The sequence below is a fragment of the Mesocryomonas lacus genome, assembly GCF_055730135.2.
Window position 1 is genome coordinate 76,898 of sequence record NZ_JBUZWE020000015.1, and the last position, 14,188, is coordinate 91,085.

Consider the following 14,188-nt stretch of genomic DNA (forward strand, 5'->3'; position numbering starts at 1 on the left):
TCGCCGAAGGAGCCGAACCGGTGTCCCGTCAGCTTGGCCAGTCCCGAGACGTCCCCGCGCCGCAGCGCGAAACGACGGCTTATGCGGCGGACTATTTTGCATGGGTACAGGATCAGGTCGCGGCGATGAAGGCTGGAGAGTTGGATCGGCTCGATCTCGAAAATTTAGCCGAGGAGCTGGGTGATTTAGCTAACTCGGCCAAGCGCGAGATCGCTTCGCGGCTTAACGTGCTTCTGAGCCACCTGCTCAAATGGCGTTTCCAGCCCGCACGCCGGTCGAACAGCTGGAAGGCCACCATCGTCGAGCAGCGCAGCCGAATTCTCGATGAACTTGCGACAAGTCCATGCCTGAAAGTCTATCCGGCGAAAGTTTTCGGCAGGGAATATGAAATTGCGCGCCTGAAGGCTTCCGGCGAAACGCGACTGCCGGAGAACGTCTTTCCGCAGGACTGCCCCTTCGCCATCGCCGACATCCTCGATCCCCATTTCTATCCCGAGAGCGATGCATGACCGCATCCCTGAAGAAGCCCGAACCGAGTCTCTACGACACCGACCTCTACGCGTGGGCGCAGGAACAGTCCGCGCGGCTTCGCGCGCACGCCTCATCCGCCATCGACTGGGAGAATGTCGCCGAGGAGATCGAGAGCGTGGGCAATTCAGAATGCAGCGAGATCGAGAACCGGCTGGCAATCCTTCTCGTGCATCTCCTGAAATGGCATTTCCAGCCCGACTGGCGGTCGAACAGTTGGCGCGCGACGATCCACGAGCAGCGAAGCCGTATCAACCGGAAAATCCGGCGCAGTTCGAGCCTGAAAGGCTATCCACTCGAAGTCCTCGCCGAGGAATATCAGATCGCGCGTTTCAACGCGGTCAGCGAGACGAGGCTGCCGCTCGAGACGTTTCCTGTCGCCTGCCCCTACGCCATTTCCCAAATCCTCGACCTGGAATTCCTGCCGGGTGATCCAGCTTGATCGCCCCGCTGAAGAAGTCCGCCCCCTCGCTGTACGACAGCGACTTCTACGCCTGGACGCAGGAGCAGGGTGAGAAGCTGCGTGCTCGTGCTGCCTTCGACCATCGCGGCGATCTCGACTGGGACAATCTCGCGGAGGAGATCGAAGGCGTGGGGCGCAGCGAGAGGCGCGAAATCCGGACGCGGATGGGGGTGCTGCTGCAGCATCTCCTGAAATGGCGTTTCCAGCCGGAGCGCCGGTCGGACAGCTGGCGGTCGACGATCGCCGAGCAGCGTCTGCACATCGGCGAGGTGCTGATCGACAGCCCGAGCCTGCGGGCATTTCCCATGGAAGCGCTGGGCTGGTCCTATGACTGGGCAGTCCGCGAGGCGGTTCGCGAGACCGGCCTGCCGGCGACGCACTTTCCCAGCGTCTGTCCTTTCACTGCCGAGGCGTTGCTCGATCCCGATTTTCTGCCGGAGGCCGAATGAGCGCGCCCCTCAAGAAGCCCGAACCGAGCCTCTACGACATCGACTTCTTCGCCTGGACCCAGGATCAGGGGGCGAAGCTGCGGGCGCACGCCGGCTTCGACAACCGTGGCGACATCGACTGGGAGAATGCGGCCGAGGAGATCGAGGGCGTGTGGCGCAGCGAGAGACGCGAGATCGCCAGCCGGTTGACGCTCATCATGACGCATCTGCTGAAGTGGCGGTTTCAGCCAATGCACCGTTCTCGGAGCTGGAGCGGAACGATCCGAGAGCAGCGGCGGATGCTGCGGAGGGTTCTGGACGACAGCCCAAGCCTTGCATCTTTTCCAGCCGAAATCCTTGCCGAAGAATATGCGGCCGCCGTCGCCCAAGCGAGTGACGAGACCGGTCTTTCGCCTGACGTTTTTCCCGCGACGTGTCCCTTCGCTATCGACGATATCCTGACGCCCGATTTTCTACCGGAGGCCGAATGACCGCGCTCAAGACCGTTGTCGCTCTGGCCGGGTTTTCCATTGCAGCCGTCGTCACGGCCAAGGCTGCGACCGTCACGCTCGACCTGCCGGGAAAACTTGACCAGCAGTCGGTGTCCTATGCCTGCGCCGGCAGTGATGCCAAGCTTGCGGTGACCTATTACAACCTGCCGGACACGCAGCTCGCGGTCCTGCCCGTCGCGGGCACGCCGCGTGCCTTCGTCGGCGTCCTCGCCGCATCGGGCGCGAAATACGCGTCGGGCTCGACGATCTGGTGGACGCGCGGCAATGTCGCCGACCTCTACGACGAGCGCCAGCCCGATGCCAAACCCATCCGTTGCAAGGTAAGCCGATGATCCGCGCCACCACCGTCAAGTCCCGCGACCAGCAGTTCGACTTCGCCGACACCATCACGCTCGACGAGATGCAGCGGCACCGGCGGCGGATGGCGATGGTGTCGGACGGCGGCATCGCCTTCCTGCTCGACCTGCCGGAGACGGTGCGGCTGCGCGAGGGCGACGGAATCGCGCTGGACGACGGGCGGTTCCTGAAGGTGCGGGCGAAGGACGAGCCGCTCTACGTCGTCCGCGGCTCGAACGCGACGCATCTCCTGACGCTCGCCTGGCACCTCGGCAACCGCCATCAGGCGGCGCAGATCTGCGCCGACCACCTGTTCATCCGGCGCGAGCCGGTGCTGAAGGACATGCTGGAAGGTCTGAACGCTAGCGTCGTCGAGATCGAGGGGCCGTTCGATCCGGAGGGCGGCGCCTATGGCGGCGCCCACAACGACCACCACGAGCACGACGCGCCGACGGCTGAACGCGGCACCGATCATCACACCCATGACTGATGGTGCTGAGGCATTTTCGGGCGAGGCGTCTCGGGCTCCGGACAGGCCTCCTTCGGCGGACGGCAGTGCCGCACTGCTGCGGCTGCTGACCTGGCTGTCGCCCTCTTTCCCGGTTGGCGCCTTCGCCTTCTCGCATGGGCTGGAGAGCGCCATCGCGGCGCGGCAGGTCGCCGATGCCGAGACGCTTTTTGGCTGGGTACGCACCTTGCTGGTACACGGCTCCGGCTGGAACGACCTCGTGCTCTTCGCCGAAGCGCATGCGGCCGCCGCCGATCCCCTCCGGCTGCAGGCGGTCGCGGAACTCGCCGTGGCGCTCGGGGGCAGCCGCGAGCGCCGGATTGAGACGCTGGCGCTCGGCGCCGCCTTTACCCTTGCATCGGCGCCGTGGCGCACGGCGCCGGCGGATCTTCCGGACGCGCCCTATCCGGTCGCCGTCGGCCGGCTGGCCGCCGCTGAGGGCGTGCCGCTGCAGCCGGCGCTCACCGCCTTCGCGCACGCTTTCGCCGCGACGCTTGTCACCGCGGCGACGCGTCTCGTGCCGCTCGGCCAAGGCGACATGGTGCGGGTCACCAAGCGCCTGGAGCCGGTGATCCTCGCTGCGGCTGAGCGGGCCGCCGGGTCAACGCTCGACGATCTCGGCTCGGCGGCCATCCTCTCCGACATCGCCGCGATGCGGCACGAAACCATGGAAACGAGGCTCTTTCGCTCATGATCTCCCAGAATGGACCTTTGCGCGTCGGCATCGGCGGCCCCGTCGGCTCCGGCAAGACGACGCTGGTCGAAAAACTCTGCAAGGCGGCGCGCGACCACTGGTCGATCGGCGTCGTCACCAACGACATCTACACCCGCGAGGATGCCGAGGCGCTGGTGCGGCTGCAGGCTCTGGCGGCCGACCGGATCATCGGCGTCGAGACCGGCGGCTGCCCGCACACGGCGATCCGCGAGGACGCCTCGATCAACATCGCCGCCATCAAGGAGCTGCGCGCCCGGCATGCCGGCCTCGACCTGGTGCTGGTGGAATCGGGCGGCGACAACCTCGCCGCCACCTTCTCGCCGGACCTTGTCGACCTCTCGATCTACGTCATCTCGGTCTGCCAGGGCGACGACATCCCGCGCAAGGGCGGCCCGGCGATCACCCGCTCGGACCTTCTGATCGTCAACAAGACGGACCTAGCGCCCTATGTCCACGCGGACCTCGCCCGGATGGAGCGGGATGCCGCGAAGGGCCGGGGTGACCTCCCCACCGTCTTCGCCGACCTGTCCCGCGGCCAAGGTCTCGGCGACATTCTCGCCTTCCTTGCGGCGCAAGGCGGCCTTCCCGTCATCGCGGCGGCGGCCTGACCATGGCGCGGCTGTTCCTGAAGGAGCCGCTCGGCATCCTCGCCGAGGGCGCCGAGGGCGGGCTCGTCGTCGAGGACGGCCGCATCGCCGAGCTGGTGCCGGCGGGGGCGGGCCCGTCGCAGCCGGTGGACGAGACCTTCGACGCGTCCCGCCACGTGGTGTTGCCGGGCCTCGTCAACGCCCATCACCATTTCTACCAGACCTTGACCCGCGCTCACCCGGCGGCGGTGGACAAGGAACTCTTCCCCTGGTTGAAGAGCCTCTACCCCATCTGGGCGCGGCTCGATCCCGACGCCTTCCGTCTCTCCGTGCGGCTCGCTCTGACCGAACTCTTGATGTCGGGCTGCACCACGGCGGCCGACCACCACTATCTCTTCCCGAAAGGCCTCGAGAACGGCATCGACATTGAGGCGGAAGAGGCCGCAAGCCTCGGCATCCGTGTGACGCTGACGCGCGGCTCGATGAACCTGTCCGAAAAGGATGGCGGACTGCCGCCGGACGGCGTGGTGCAGGACGAGGACACGATCCTTGCCGACAGCGAACGGCTGATCGTGAAGTACCACGACCGCTCGGAAGGCTCGATGCTGCAGATTGCGCTGGCGCCGTGCTCGCCCTTCTCGGTGACCAAGAGCCTGATGGTGAAGAGCGCCGAGCTTGCCGAGCGCGAGGACTGCCGGCTGCATACCCATCTCGGCGAGACGCGCGACGAGAACGACTACTGCCAAAGCCTCTTCGGCTATCGCCCGCTCGACTATCTCGAGGAGGTCGGCTGGCTGACCCCTCGCACCTGGCTGGCGCACGGCATTCATTTCACCATCGAGGAATGTGCGAGGCTCGGCCGCCACCGCGTCGGCATCTGCCATTGCCCGACGTCCAACGCGGTCCTCGCCTCCGGCTTCTGCCCGGTCGAGGACCTCATGGCCGCCGGCAGCCCGGTCGGGCTCGGCGTCGACGGCTCGGCCTCGAACGATGCCTCCAACCTCATCGAATCTGCCCGCCATGCGCTGATGGTCGGCCGGCTGCGCACGCAGTCGGCGGCGGCGGTGACCTCGCGCGACGTGCTGCGCTGGGGCACCGAGGGCTCGGCCGCGTGCCTCGGCCGCCGCGACATCGGCCGCATCGAAGTTGGCAGGCAGGCGGACCTCGCGCTGTTCACGCTCGATGAGCTGCGATTTTCCGGCGCGCACGATCCGGTCGCGGCGCTCGTGCTCTGCGGCGCGACGCGGGCGGACCGGGTGATGGTCCGGGGCGACTGGCGGGTGGTCGACGGCATGCCGCGCGGCGTCGACGTTGCGCGTCTCAGGGCCGAGCACGGGGCCGCGGCAGCGCGCTTCGGCTGAACAGGTAGCCGAAGGAAACCCGCAACGCCGCCGCCGCCTTCTTCGCCCCTCCGGGGAGAAGTGGCCGGCAGGCCGATGAGGGGGCTTGCGCATGCAAGGTTTGCGCCGCCCCTCATCCCGCTGCCGCGACCTTCTCCCCGAAGGGGAGAAGAAGCCAGCGGGATCGCCGTGCCCGTTCTGATTGGCCTGTCACATGACTGTCGGGTCACGGGTGTAACCGCGGCCGACCCCGCCGATCGGCTGGGACTTTCCGGAGACTGGCATGGCCTATCCCGACCTCGAACGATTCCGCGCCGCGAACCATGCCGGGCCGCCGCCCCACCTCGGGTTCCGCTACGACCAGGACGGCCATTTCCAGCCCGAGCACGGCAACACCGTCGTCTGCCATCTCGTCGAGGGATCGCCGTCGGCAGCAGTGGTGATGGCCGCGCGGTCGCGGCTGATGGCGTTCGCGCCGCCGGGCAAACTCGCCTTCACCCCAGTCGAGAGCCTGCACATGACCTTGTTCGAAGGCCTGACGGAAACCCGGCGAACGCCCGCCTACTGGCCCAAGGACCAGCCTGTCGATGCCGACATCGCCGAACTGACCGAGTACTACCGCCGGCGTCTCGAAAAGTTTGCGGGCTGCGGCGACTTCGACGTCGCGGTCGTCGGCGTGACGCCGAACGGCCTGCAACTGGCGGGAGCCACGGATCGGGACGAGGCGGTGCTGCGTGCCTGGCGAGACGCCCTGACGGTGCCCTTCGGCCACCGCCAACCGCAGCACGACGACTACCGCTTCCACATGACCTTCGCCTACATGATCGACTGGCTCGACGATGCCGAACTGCCCGCTTGGCAGCAGATGCTGGACGCCGAACTGGCAAACCTGCAGCGCGACGCCCCGGTGCTCGAACTCCGCCCGCCGGCCTTCTGCCGCTTCGCCGACATGAATCATTTCGAGGAGTTGCTGGTCCTCGGGTGAGAGGCGGGTGCGAAACCGCAGAAGTTTCGGCGGGTCGCAACCACCACAGGTTCGTCATCCTCGGCCGAAGGCCGGGGACCCATGCCGAGGCGTGAAACGCAATCCCTCCGGAGGACGCGAGCTGCCTTCTGCTGCGGTGAAGCCGTGTTGGCATGGGCGGCGGCATGGGTCCCCGCGCTGCGCGCGAGGATGACGACCGTCGGGGTTTGCATCTCTGCGCAACATGGCCACCGGAGGTTTGCGCCAAGTCGCCCCGCTTACAGTGCCTCGATCCGGAACGGGGCCTCGTAGAACGCCTCCTCCAGATTATCCCCCTCGCCGCCGCGGTCGATGACCAGGAAATCGCTGATCACGTCGAGCGAGACCAGCGGGTGGTGCCAGGTGTTGCGGGCGTAGTTCACCCCCTGGCCGCCCTCGGCGACGAAGGCCTGCGGCCGGCCGGGGCGGCCTCCCTCGTCGGGGGCCACGACGATCAGGAAGGGCCGGTCGTGCAGCGGCACGAAGGCCTGGCTGCCGAGCGGGTGGCGTTCCATCATCGCGATCTCGACCGGCAGCGAGAACGGCTTGCCGCGGAAGATGTTGATGAGCGGCCGGCCGCCCTCGGTGCCGACGTCGACCTTGGCGAGGTCGTGGAAGCGGGTCGTGGTGCCGCCGTTGATGAGGCGGATCTCCTCGGCATTGTCCGGCTCGATCACCTGCCCGAAAGGCTCGAAGGCCTCGATGGTCAGCGGCAGGACGTCGAGAATGACGGCCGCCATCAGGAGGCCTTCCGGCCGAACAGCCGCAGCCGCGAGATGCCGCCATCGGGGTAGATGTCGACCCTCAAATGCGTCACCGGCCCGGCGCCGGATGGCGCCGTGAACTCGGCGACGGCGTCGGCGGCAAGCTTCGTCTCCGGCAGGAGGACGGGCCAGCCGGCGCTCACGGCCTCGATCTCCGCGGCAGACGGATCGCCGTCGAGCCGCGCCGCCTTCAGCGAGAACCGGTCGGGGAAATTGCCCTTGAAGTGCTTGGTGTCGCACAGGATCCGCTCGATGGTGCCGGCATGGCCGAGCTTGATGACGCACCAGTCATTGCCCGGCCGGCGCCGGCGCGCCGTCTCCCAGCCGTCGCTCATGACAGGCGCGCGGCCGGGCGCCAGCATGTTGGCGGGGGCGCCGTAATGCGCGTCGTTCCAAGCGATCGCCGTGCCGCCGTTCTCCTGCGCGGCGAGGTCCAGCACCACGTCCGGCGCGACGAGGCTCCAGTCCTTCTCGATCGTGCCGTAGACGCGCAGCCGCGCGACGCCGCCATCGGGATAGATGTGGAGGCGCAGCCAGGTGAAGGCGCGGTCGGGCGAGGTCTCGACCACGTTGTGGCTGTTGCCGGCGAGCGGGCGCCGGTCGACCAGCACGGTCCAGTCGGCCTCGCCGGGCTCGCCCACTGTATCGGCCGCCTCCAGCATCGCTTCGGGCGGAAAATTGCCGGTGAAGAAGGCGGTGTCGATGTCGACGGCGTGGATGCGGCCGCGCTGGCCAAGCTTCACCACGCAGAAGTCGTGGCCGGGCACGCGCTTGCGCCGCGATTCCCAGCCGTCCATCCACTTGCCGTGGTCGTCGAAGCGGTCGGGGTAGAAGACCGGCGCCGCCGGCTCGATCAGCCGGCTCTTGTCGGCGAAGAAGTCGTCGGTGGCATAGGTCACCTCGGTGCCGAGGCGGGGATGGGCGAGGTCGATGGTGCGCCGCAGGAGGTCGGTGGCCTCGGGTGCCTCCGGGGCCGTGATGAAACGCTCGCTCATGCTTGTTCTCCGAAAATGCCTGATATGCGGATGGCCGCGATCGTCTCGACTTCGCGGGCGGCGGTGCCGAGCTCGGTGTCGCGGTCATTGGCGATCCGCGTCTCGAAGGCGGCGAGGATCTCCGCCGTCGTCCGGCCCCTGACCGCGATGATGAAGGGGAAGCCGAAGCGGGCGACGTAGTCCGCGTTCAGCCGTTCGAACCGGGCGCGGTCTCCCAGTGTCAGGCGGTCGAGCCCGGCCGATGCCTGCTCGCCCGCCGATTCCGCCGTCAGTTCGCCCGCCTGTGCCAGTCTGCCGGCGAGATCGGGATGCGCCTTGAGCACGGCGAGTTTCTCGTCGGCACTGGAGCGCCGGAAGGCCGCCTGCATCGCCACCGTCAGGCCGGGCGCGCTGTCGTGCGCGGCCGAAAGACCCCGGTCGAAGGCGCGTTCGGCGACGAAGGGCGAGTGCTCGAACACGCCGCCGAAGCGGGCGACGAAGGCGTCGCGGTCCATCGCGCTCGGCCGCAGGTCCGGGGCGTAGGGAAAGTGCGTGTGCCAGTGCTCGGCGATGTCGATCCGCTTGGCGACCCAGACGTCCGGCTTCGACTGGATATAGTCGAGGAACCGCGCCAGCGCCGCCGTGCGCCCCGGCCGGCCGACGAGGCGGCAGTGCAGGCCGATGTTCAGCATCTTCGCCGAACCGGCCTCGCCTTCGGCGTAGAGCACGTCGAACGAATCCTTGAGGTAGGCGAAGAACTGGTCGCCCGAGTTGAACCCCTGCGGCGTCGCGAAGCGCATGTCGTTGGTGTCGAGCGTGTAGGGCACCACCAGCAGCGGTCCGGAGGGCGTTTCCTGCCAATAGGGCAGGTCGTCGGCATAGGCGTCGGAGGCATAGCGGAAGCCGCCTTCCTCGGCGACGAGGTCGAGGCTGTGGACCGAGGAGCGGCCGGTGTACCAGCCGGTCGGGCGGCGGCCGGTGAGCGCGGTATGGATCTCGATCGCTTCGGCCATGTCGGCCCGCTCGGCCTCGATGGAATGATCGCGGTAGTCGATCCATTTCAACCCGTGCGAGGCGATCTCCCAGTCCGCCTCGAGCATCGCCGCGACGATCTCGGGGCTTCGCTCCAGCGCCGTCGCGACGCCGTAGACCGTCACGGGCATCGCCCGCTCGGTGAACATCCGCCACAGCCGCCAGAACCCGGCGCGGGCGCCGTATTCGTAGATCGACTCCATGTTCATGTGCCGCTGCCCCGGCCAGGGCGCCGCGCCGACGATCTCCGACAGGAAGGCCTCCGACGCCTTGTCCCCGTGGATCACCGCATTCTCGCCGCCCTCCTCGTAGTTGACCACGAACTGCACGGCGATCTTCGCGTCGTCCGGCCAGTGTGGATCAGGCGGGGTGCGGCCGTAGCCGCGCATGTCACGGGGATAGGAGGGCATGTCGGCTCCGATGATGGTGCAGCCGCGTTGCGGCGGCCCTATCCTGCATGGCCCGACCGGCGGGTCGTCGTCAAATCCCAGGCGCGGCGCACCTCCAGTATTCCTCATCCCGGACTTGATCCGGGATCCATTCCAAATCGCTAAGCGAACTCGGGCACGGTGGATCTTGCCGCCATTCTGCCTCGAACAGGGTTTGTCAGCGTGCGAGGAATGGATCCCGGATCAAGTCCGGGATGACGAGACTGATACGTGCTGCACATCCTATTGCCCACAAGCGTGCATGCAACGCCGCCCTTTCCTCTGGACGGCGCAGAGTCCGCCGTTGCACACTGACCAGACGGTCAAATTCGGAAGGGTCCGCATGGTGCAACAGGGTCGGCTGACGACGCATGTCCTCGATACCAGCCTCGGGCGCCCGGCGGCGGGGCTCGGGGTGACGCTGTTCGGCATCGCCGAGGACGGCCGGCGGACCGAGATCACGGCGCGCCAGACCAATGCCGACGGCCGCTGCGATACGCCGCTGCTGGAAGGCGACATTGCCGGCGAATACGAGATCGTCTTCGCCGCCGGGCCCTATCTCGCCGCCACCATGCCGGCCTCGGGCGCCGCGCCCTTCTACGACGATATCGCCGTGCGCTTCACCATGTCCGAGCCGCGACACTACCACGTGCCGCTGCTGCTCTCGCCTTTCGGCTACTCGACCTACCGGGGCAGCTGACCATGGCCGATCCCATCCGCTTCGTCCTCAACGGACAGCCGCGCCGCATCGACGGCGCCAGGCCGACGACGACCGTCCTCGAGCACCTGCGCCGGACCGAGCGCCTGACCGGCACCAAGGAAGGCTGCGCGGAAGGCGATTGCGGCGCCTGCACCGTCCTGATGGTCGAGCCGGACGGGGCGGGCGGCGTCACCCGCCGGGCGGTCAACGCCTGCATCCAGTTCGTGCCCTCGCTGCAGGGCCGCGCGATCGAGACGGTCGAGCATCTCGGCCGGGACGGACCGCACCCGGTCCAGACCGCAATGGTCGAGACCCATGCGAGCCAATGCGGCTTCTGCACGCCGGGCTTCGTCATGCAGCTTTATGCCGGCTGGCTGAATGGGGTTCTCGCCGACCGGCAGGCGGTCAAGGACACCATCGCCGGCAATCTCTGCCGCTGCACCGGCTATGGCCCGATCATCGACGCCGGTCTGCGCCTTGCCGAAACGCGGCTGCCGGACACGCGCGCCGCAGATGCCGCTCTCGCGTCCGAGTTGGCGGCGCTGAAGACTGGCGACGTCTTCCGCTATGAGGGCGCGGGCGGGCTCTGGTTGTCGCCCGACAATGTCGATGCGCTCGCCGACCTCTATGCCGAGCATCCGGACGCGGTGCTGGTCGCCGGGGCCACCGATGTCGGGCTGTGGGTCACCAAGCAGCACCGCGACTTCCCCGTTCTGATCGATGTCTCGCGCGTCGAGGATCTCCGCCATGTCGAGGAGGCCGGCGGCAGCCTGTTCATCGGCGCCGCCGTCACCCACCGCGAGGCACATGCAAGGCTCGCCGCGATCCACCCGGCGCTCGGCGAACTGCTGCGCCGCTTTGCCGGGGCGCAGATCCGCAATGCCGGCACGGTCGGCGGCAACATCGCCAACGGCTCGCCGATCGGCGACCTGCCGCCGGCGCTGATCGCGCTCGGCGCAAGGCTGCATCTGCGCTGCGGCGACGAGATGCGGGGCCTCGCGCTGGAGGACTATTTCCTCGCCTATGGCAAGCAGGACCGGCAGCCCGGAGAATTCGTCGCCGCGGTCGAGGTGCCGGGCATCGCCGCCCACCAGCGCTTCTTCTGCCACAAGATCTCCAAGCGCTTCGACTCCGACATCTCCGCCGTCCTCGCAGCCTTCCTCCTGACCTTCGACGGCGCGGTCGTTGCCGAGGCGCGGCTGGCCTTCGGCGGCATGGCGGGGACGCCGAAGCGCGCTGCGCGGGCAGAAGCCGCGCTTGTCGGCCGGCCCTTCGATGCCGCCGCGGTCGAGGCGGCAGCGGCAGCTTTGGCCGAGGATTTTACTCCGCTCGACGACGTCAGGGCCTCGGCCGCTTACCGGCTGAGCGTCGCGCAGAACCTCCTGCGCCGTTTCCTCATCGAGAACGACGGCGGCCTTGCCACCCGCGTCCTGGATGTCGCCTGATGGGCGCCGAGCCGGAAACCCGGATCCAGGACCGCGGCGAGGCGGGCGACGTCTCGCCCGCGGTGCTGCAGGAACTGCCGCCGGCGCCTGACGCTGAGATCCGCGGCGGCGTCGCAAAGCCGCTCGCGCATGACAGCGCCGCGCGGCACGTCTCGGGCGCCGCCCGCTACATCGACGACGATCCCGAGCTGCCGGGCATGCTGCAGGTCTACATCGCGATGTCGGCGAAGGCGCATGCGCGGCTCGTCTCCATGGATCTTGCCGCCGTCCGCGCGGCGCCGGGCGTCGCGGCGGTGCTGACGGCGGCGGACATTCCCGGGAAGAACGACTACTCGCCGGTGTTCGGGGATGACCCGATCTTTGCCGTCGATACCGTGGAGTATGTCGGCCAGTCACTGTTCGCCGTGGCCGCTGAAACCCTGGGTCTTGCCCGCGCCGCTGCCAAGCTCGCGACCGTCGTCTATGACGATCTGCCGGCTGCGATCTCGATCGACGAGGCCGAGCGCTTCGCCGACGCGGCGGGAGAGGATCTCCTGTCGCCGCACGAGATGCGGCTTGGCGACGTCGACGCCGGCATGACCGGCGCGGCGCACCGGATCGCCGGGTCGATCGACATCGGCGGGCAGGACCATTTCTACCTCGAGGGCCAGATCGCCGTCGCCATCCCGCAGGAGGACGGCGACATGCTGGTGCGCTCCTCGACCCAGCATCCGTCGGAGGTCCAGCACAATGTTGCGAAGGCGCTCGGCCTCTCCGACCATGCGGTGACGGTCGAGGTGCGGCGCATGGGCGGCGGCTTCGGTGGCAAGGAGAGCCAGCCGGCGCTGTTTGCCGCGGTCGCCGCGCTGGTGGCGGCCAGGACCGGGCGGCCGGCGAAATGCCGGCTCGACCGCGACGACGACATGGAGATGACGGGCAAGCGGCACGAGGCGCGCGTGCGCTACGAATTCGGCGTTTCCGAGGAGGGCGTCATCGCGGCGGCCGACATCCAGCACCTCATCCGCTGCGGCTATTCCAAGGACCTTTCCGGCGCCATCGCCGACCGCGCGATGTTCCACGCCGACAACGCCTATGTCCTGCCGGCGGCGCGCATCCGCTCGCGCCGGCTGAAGACGCACACCGTCTCCAACACCGCCTTCCGCGGCTTCGGCGGGCCGCAGGGCATGCTCGGCACCGAGCGGGCGATGGACCATGTCGCCCAAGCGCTCGGCCTCGATCCGCTCGACGTGCGCCTCCGCAATTTCTACCCGCCCGAGGGCGGGGCGCTCACGCCCTACCACATGGCGGTCACCGACTCGGTGATCGGCGAGCTCGTCGCCGAGCTCGAGGCGTCGTCGGACTATCGGGCGCGCCGCGCGGCCGTCGCTGCGTTCAACGCGGCGAACCCGATACTGAAGAAGGGGCTGGCGCTGACGCCGGTGAAATTCGGCATCTCCTTCACCACCAGCCATCTCAACCAGGCCGGTGCTTTGGTGCATGTCTACAAGGACGGCTCGGTCGCGCTGAACCATGGCGGCACGGAGATGGGGCAGGGGCTGTTCACCAAGGTGGCGCAGGTCGTGGCCGAGGAGTTCCAGATCGACGTCGACCGGGTGAAGATCACCGGCACCACGACGGCGAAGGTGCCGAACACCTCGGCGACCGCGGCCTCCTCCGGCTCCGACCTCAACGGCATGGCGGCGCAGGCGGCCGCGCGCACCATCAAGGACCGGCTGATCGCCTATGCCGTGGACCGCTACCACGTGCCGACGGAGAGCGTCGTCTTCGCGCCCAACCGGGTGACGATCGGCAACCGCGAGATGCGCTTCTCGGACCTCGTCGCCGAGGCCTATCTCGCCCGCATCTCGCTGTCCTCGACCGGCTTCTACGCCACGCCCGGCATCACCTACGACCGCGAGAGCGCGACCGGCACGCCGTTCTACTACTTCGCCTATGGCGCGGCGTGTTCGGAAGTGGTGATCGACACGCTGACCGGCGAGAACCGGCTGCTGCGCGCCGACATCCTGCACGATGTCGGCCGGTCGCTGAACCCGGCACTGGACCTTGGCCAGATCGAGGGCGGCTTCATCCAGGGCATGGGCTGGCTGACCACCGAAGAGCTTTGGTGGAACAAAGCCGGGCGCCTGCGCACCCACGCGCCCTCCACCTACAAGATCCCGACCGCCAACGACCGCCCGGACGATTTGCGGATTTCCCTCTGGTCGAAGGGCGAAAACCGCGCCGCCACCATCTACCGCTCCAAAGCCGTCGGCGAGCCGCCGCTGATGCTCGGCATCGCGGTCTTCTCGGCGCTGACCGATGCGGTGCTGGCGGCGGGTGGGGGCAAAGTTTTTCCCACTCTCGACGCGCCGGCAACGCCCGAGCGCATCCTCGCCGCCGTCGAGATGGTGCGGAGGGCGCAGTGAAGGTCGCGACGGTCGACAAT

General features: G+C 68.2%; 16 protein-coding genes. 13 read left to right on the plus strand and 3 right to left on the minus strand.

Annotated elements, in window-relative coordinates; translation table 11 throughout:
• The first annotated feature begins 20 nt into the window (after positions 1-20).
• From ACZLZY_RS21020 to ACZLZY_RS21065, 10 genes are all read left to right on the plus strand, one after another.
• Positions 21-509: a DUF29 domain-containing protein gene (locus tag ACZLZY_RS21020; RefSeq protein WP_472936006.1), complete on the plus strand. Its 489-nt coding sequence runs from the start codon at positions 21-23 to the stop codon at positions 507-509.
• Entirely contained in the window at positions 506-970 is a 465-nt protein-coding gene (locus ACZLZY_RS21025; protein WP_472936007.1) for a DUF29 domain-containing protein, read from the plus strand. Before ACZLZY_RS21020 ends, ACZLZY_RS21025 begins: the two co-directional genes overlap by 4 nt.
• On the plus strand, positions 967-1,440 hold the full coding sequence (locus ACZLZY_RS21030) for a DUF29 domain-containing protein (RefSeq protein ID WP_472936008.1): 474 nt from the start codon (positions 967-969) through the stop codon (positions 1,438-1,440). Before ACZLZY_RS21025 ends, ACZLZY_RS21030 begins: the two co-directional genes overlap by 4 nt.
• Positions 1,437-1,910, plus strand: a complete 474-nt coding sequence (locus ACZLZY_RS21035) for a DUF29 domain-containing protein (RefSeq protein WP_472936009.1) — start codon at positions 1,437-1,439, stop codon at positions 1,908-1,910. Before ACZLZY_RS21030 ends, ACZLZY_RS21035 begins: the two co-directional genes overlap by 4 nt.
• Entirely contained in the window at positions 1,907-2,263 is a 357-nt protein-coding gene (locus ACZLZY_RS21040; protein ID WP_472936010.1) for an MliC family protein, read from the plus strand. Before ACZLZY_RS21035 ends, ACZLZY_RS21040 begins: the two co-directional genes overlap by 4 nt.
• The gene (locus tag ACZLZY_RS21045; protein WP_472936011.1) at positions 2,260-2,757 is read left to right on the plus strand and encodes an urease accessory protein UreE; all 498 of its coding nucleotides are present in this window, start codon (positions 2,260-2,262) and stop codon (positions 2,755-2,757) included. The genes ACZLZY_RS21040 and ACZLZY_RS21045 overlap by 4 nt, the downstream gene beginning before the upstream one ends.
• On the plus strand, positions 2,750-3,469 hold the full coding sequence (locus tag ACZLZY_RS21050; RefSeq protein WP_472936012.1) for an urease accessory protein UreF: 720 nt from the start codon (positions 2,750-2,752) through the stop codon (positions 3,467-3,469). Before ACZLZY_RS21045 ends, ACZLZY_RS21050 begins: the two co-directional genes overlap by 8 nt.
• A complete protein-coding gene (ureG, locus tag ACZLZY_RS21055; RefSeq protein ID WP_472936013.1) occupies positions 3,466-4,098 on the plus strand; it encodes an urease accessory protein UreG in 633 nt (210 codons plus the stop codon). Before ACZLZY_RS21050 ends, ureG begins: the two co-directional genes overlap by 4 nt.
• A gap of 2 nt (positions 4,099-4,100) precedes the next feature.
• Complete coding sequence (locus ACZLZY_RS21060; protein ID WP_472936014.1) at positions 4,101-5,438, plus strand: 8-oxoguanine deaminase; 1,338 nt, start codon at positions 4,101-4,103, stop codon at positions 5,436-5,438.
• 262 nt (positions 5,439-5,700) lie between these two features.
• Positions 5,701-6,402 (plus strand): DUF1868 domain-containing protein, encoded by a 702-nt coding sequence (locus tag ACZLZY_RS21065; RefSeq protein ID WP_472936015.1) that lies wholly within the window; start codon positions 5,701-5,703, stop codon positions 6,400-6,402.
• A 257-nt stretch (positions 6,403-6,659) separates the two neighbouring features.
• Here the strand turns inward: ACZLZY_RS21065 and ACZLZY_RS21070 are convergent, their stop codons facing one another.
• Genes ACZLZY_RS21070 through puuE form a run of 3 tightly spaced genes read right to left on the minus strand, consistent with a single transcriptional unit; the run spans position 6,660 to position 9,600 of the window.
• The gene (locus ACZLZY_RS21070; protein WP_472936016.1) at positions 6,660-7,160 is read right to left on the minus strand and encodes an ureidoglycolate lyase; all 501 of its coding nucleotides are present in this window, start codon (positions 7,158-7,160) and stop codon (positions 6,660-6,662) included.
• Positions 7,160-8,179, minus strand: a complete 1,020-nt coding sequence (gene alc, locus ACZLZY_RS21075) for an allantoicase (protein WP_472936017.1) — start codon at positions 8,177-8,179, stop codon at positions 7,160-7,162. Before alc ends, ACZLZY_RS21070 begins: the two co-directional genes overlap by 1 nt.
• A complete protein-coding gene (gene puuE, locus ACZLZY_RS21080; protein ID WP_472936018.1) occupies positions 8,176-9,600 on the minus strand; it encodes an allantoinase PuuE in 1,425 nt (474 codons plus the stop codon). Before puuE ends, alc begins: the two co-directional genes overlap by 4 nt.
• A 361-nt stretch (positions 9,601-9,961) precedes the next feature.
• Here puuE and uraH point away from each other — a divergent pair, with 361 nt between their 5' ends.
• Genes uraH through xdhB form a run of 3 tightly spaced genes read left to right on the plus strand, consistent with a single transcriptional unit; the run spans position 9,962 to position 14,168 of the window.
• Positions 9,962-10,318 (plus strand): hydroxyisourate hydrolase, encoded by a 357-nt coding sequence (gene uraH, locus ACZLZY_RS21085; RefSeq protein WP_472936019.1) that lies wholly within the window; start codon positions 9,962-9,964, stop codon positions 10,316-10,318.
• Positions 10,319-10,320: 2 nt separating this feature from the next.
• Positions 10,321-11,763 carry a xanthine dehydrogenase small subunit gene (gene xdhA / locus ACZLZY_RS21090; protein WP_472936020.1) on the plus strand — a complete coding sequence of 481 codons (1,443 nt, stop codon included), beginning with the start codon at positions 10,321-10,323 and terminating at the stop codon, positions 11,761-11,763.
• Positions 11,763-14,168, plus strand: a complete 2,406-nt coding sequence (xdhB, locus tag ACZLZY_RS21095; protein WP_472936021.1) for a xanthine dehydrogenase molybdopterin binding subunit — start codon at positions 11,763-11,765, stop codon at positions 14,166-14,168. Before xdhA ends, xdhB begins: the two co-directional genes overlap by 1 nt.
• The last annotated feature ends 20 nt before the right edge of the window (positions 14,169-14,188 follow it).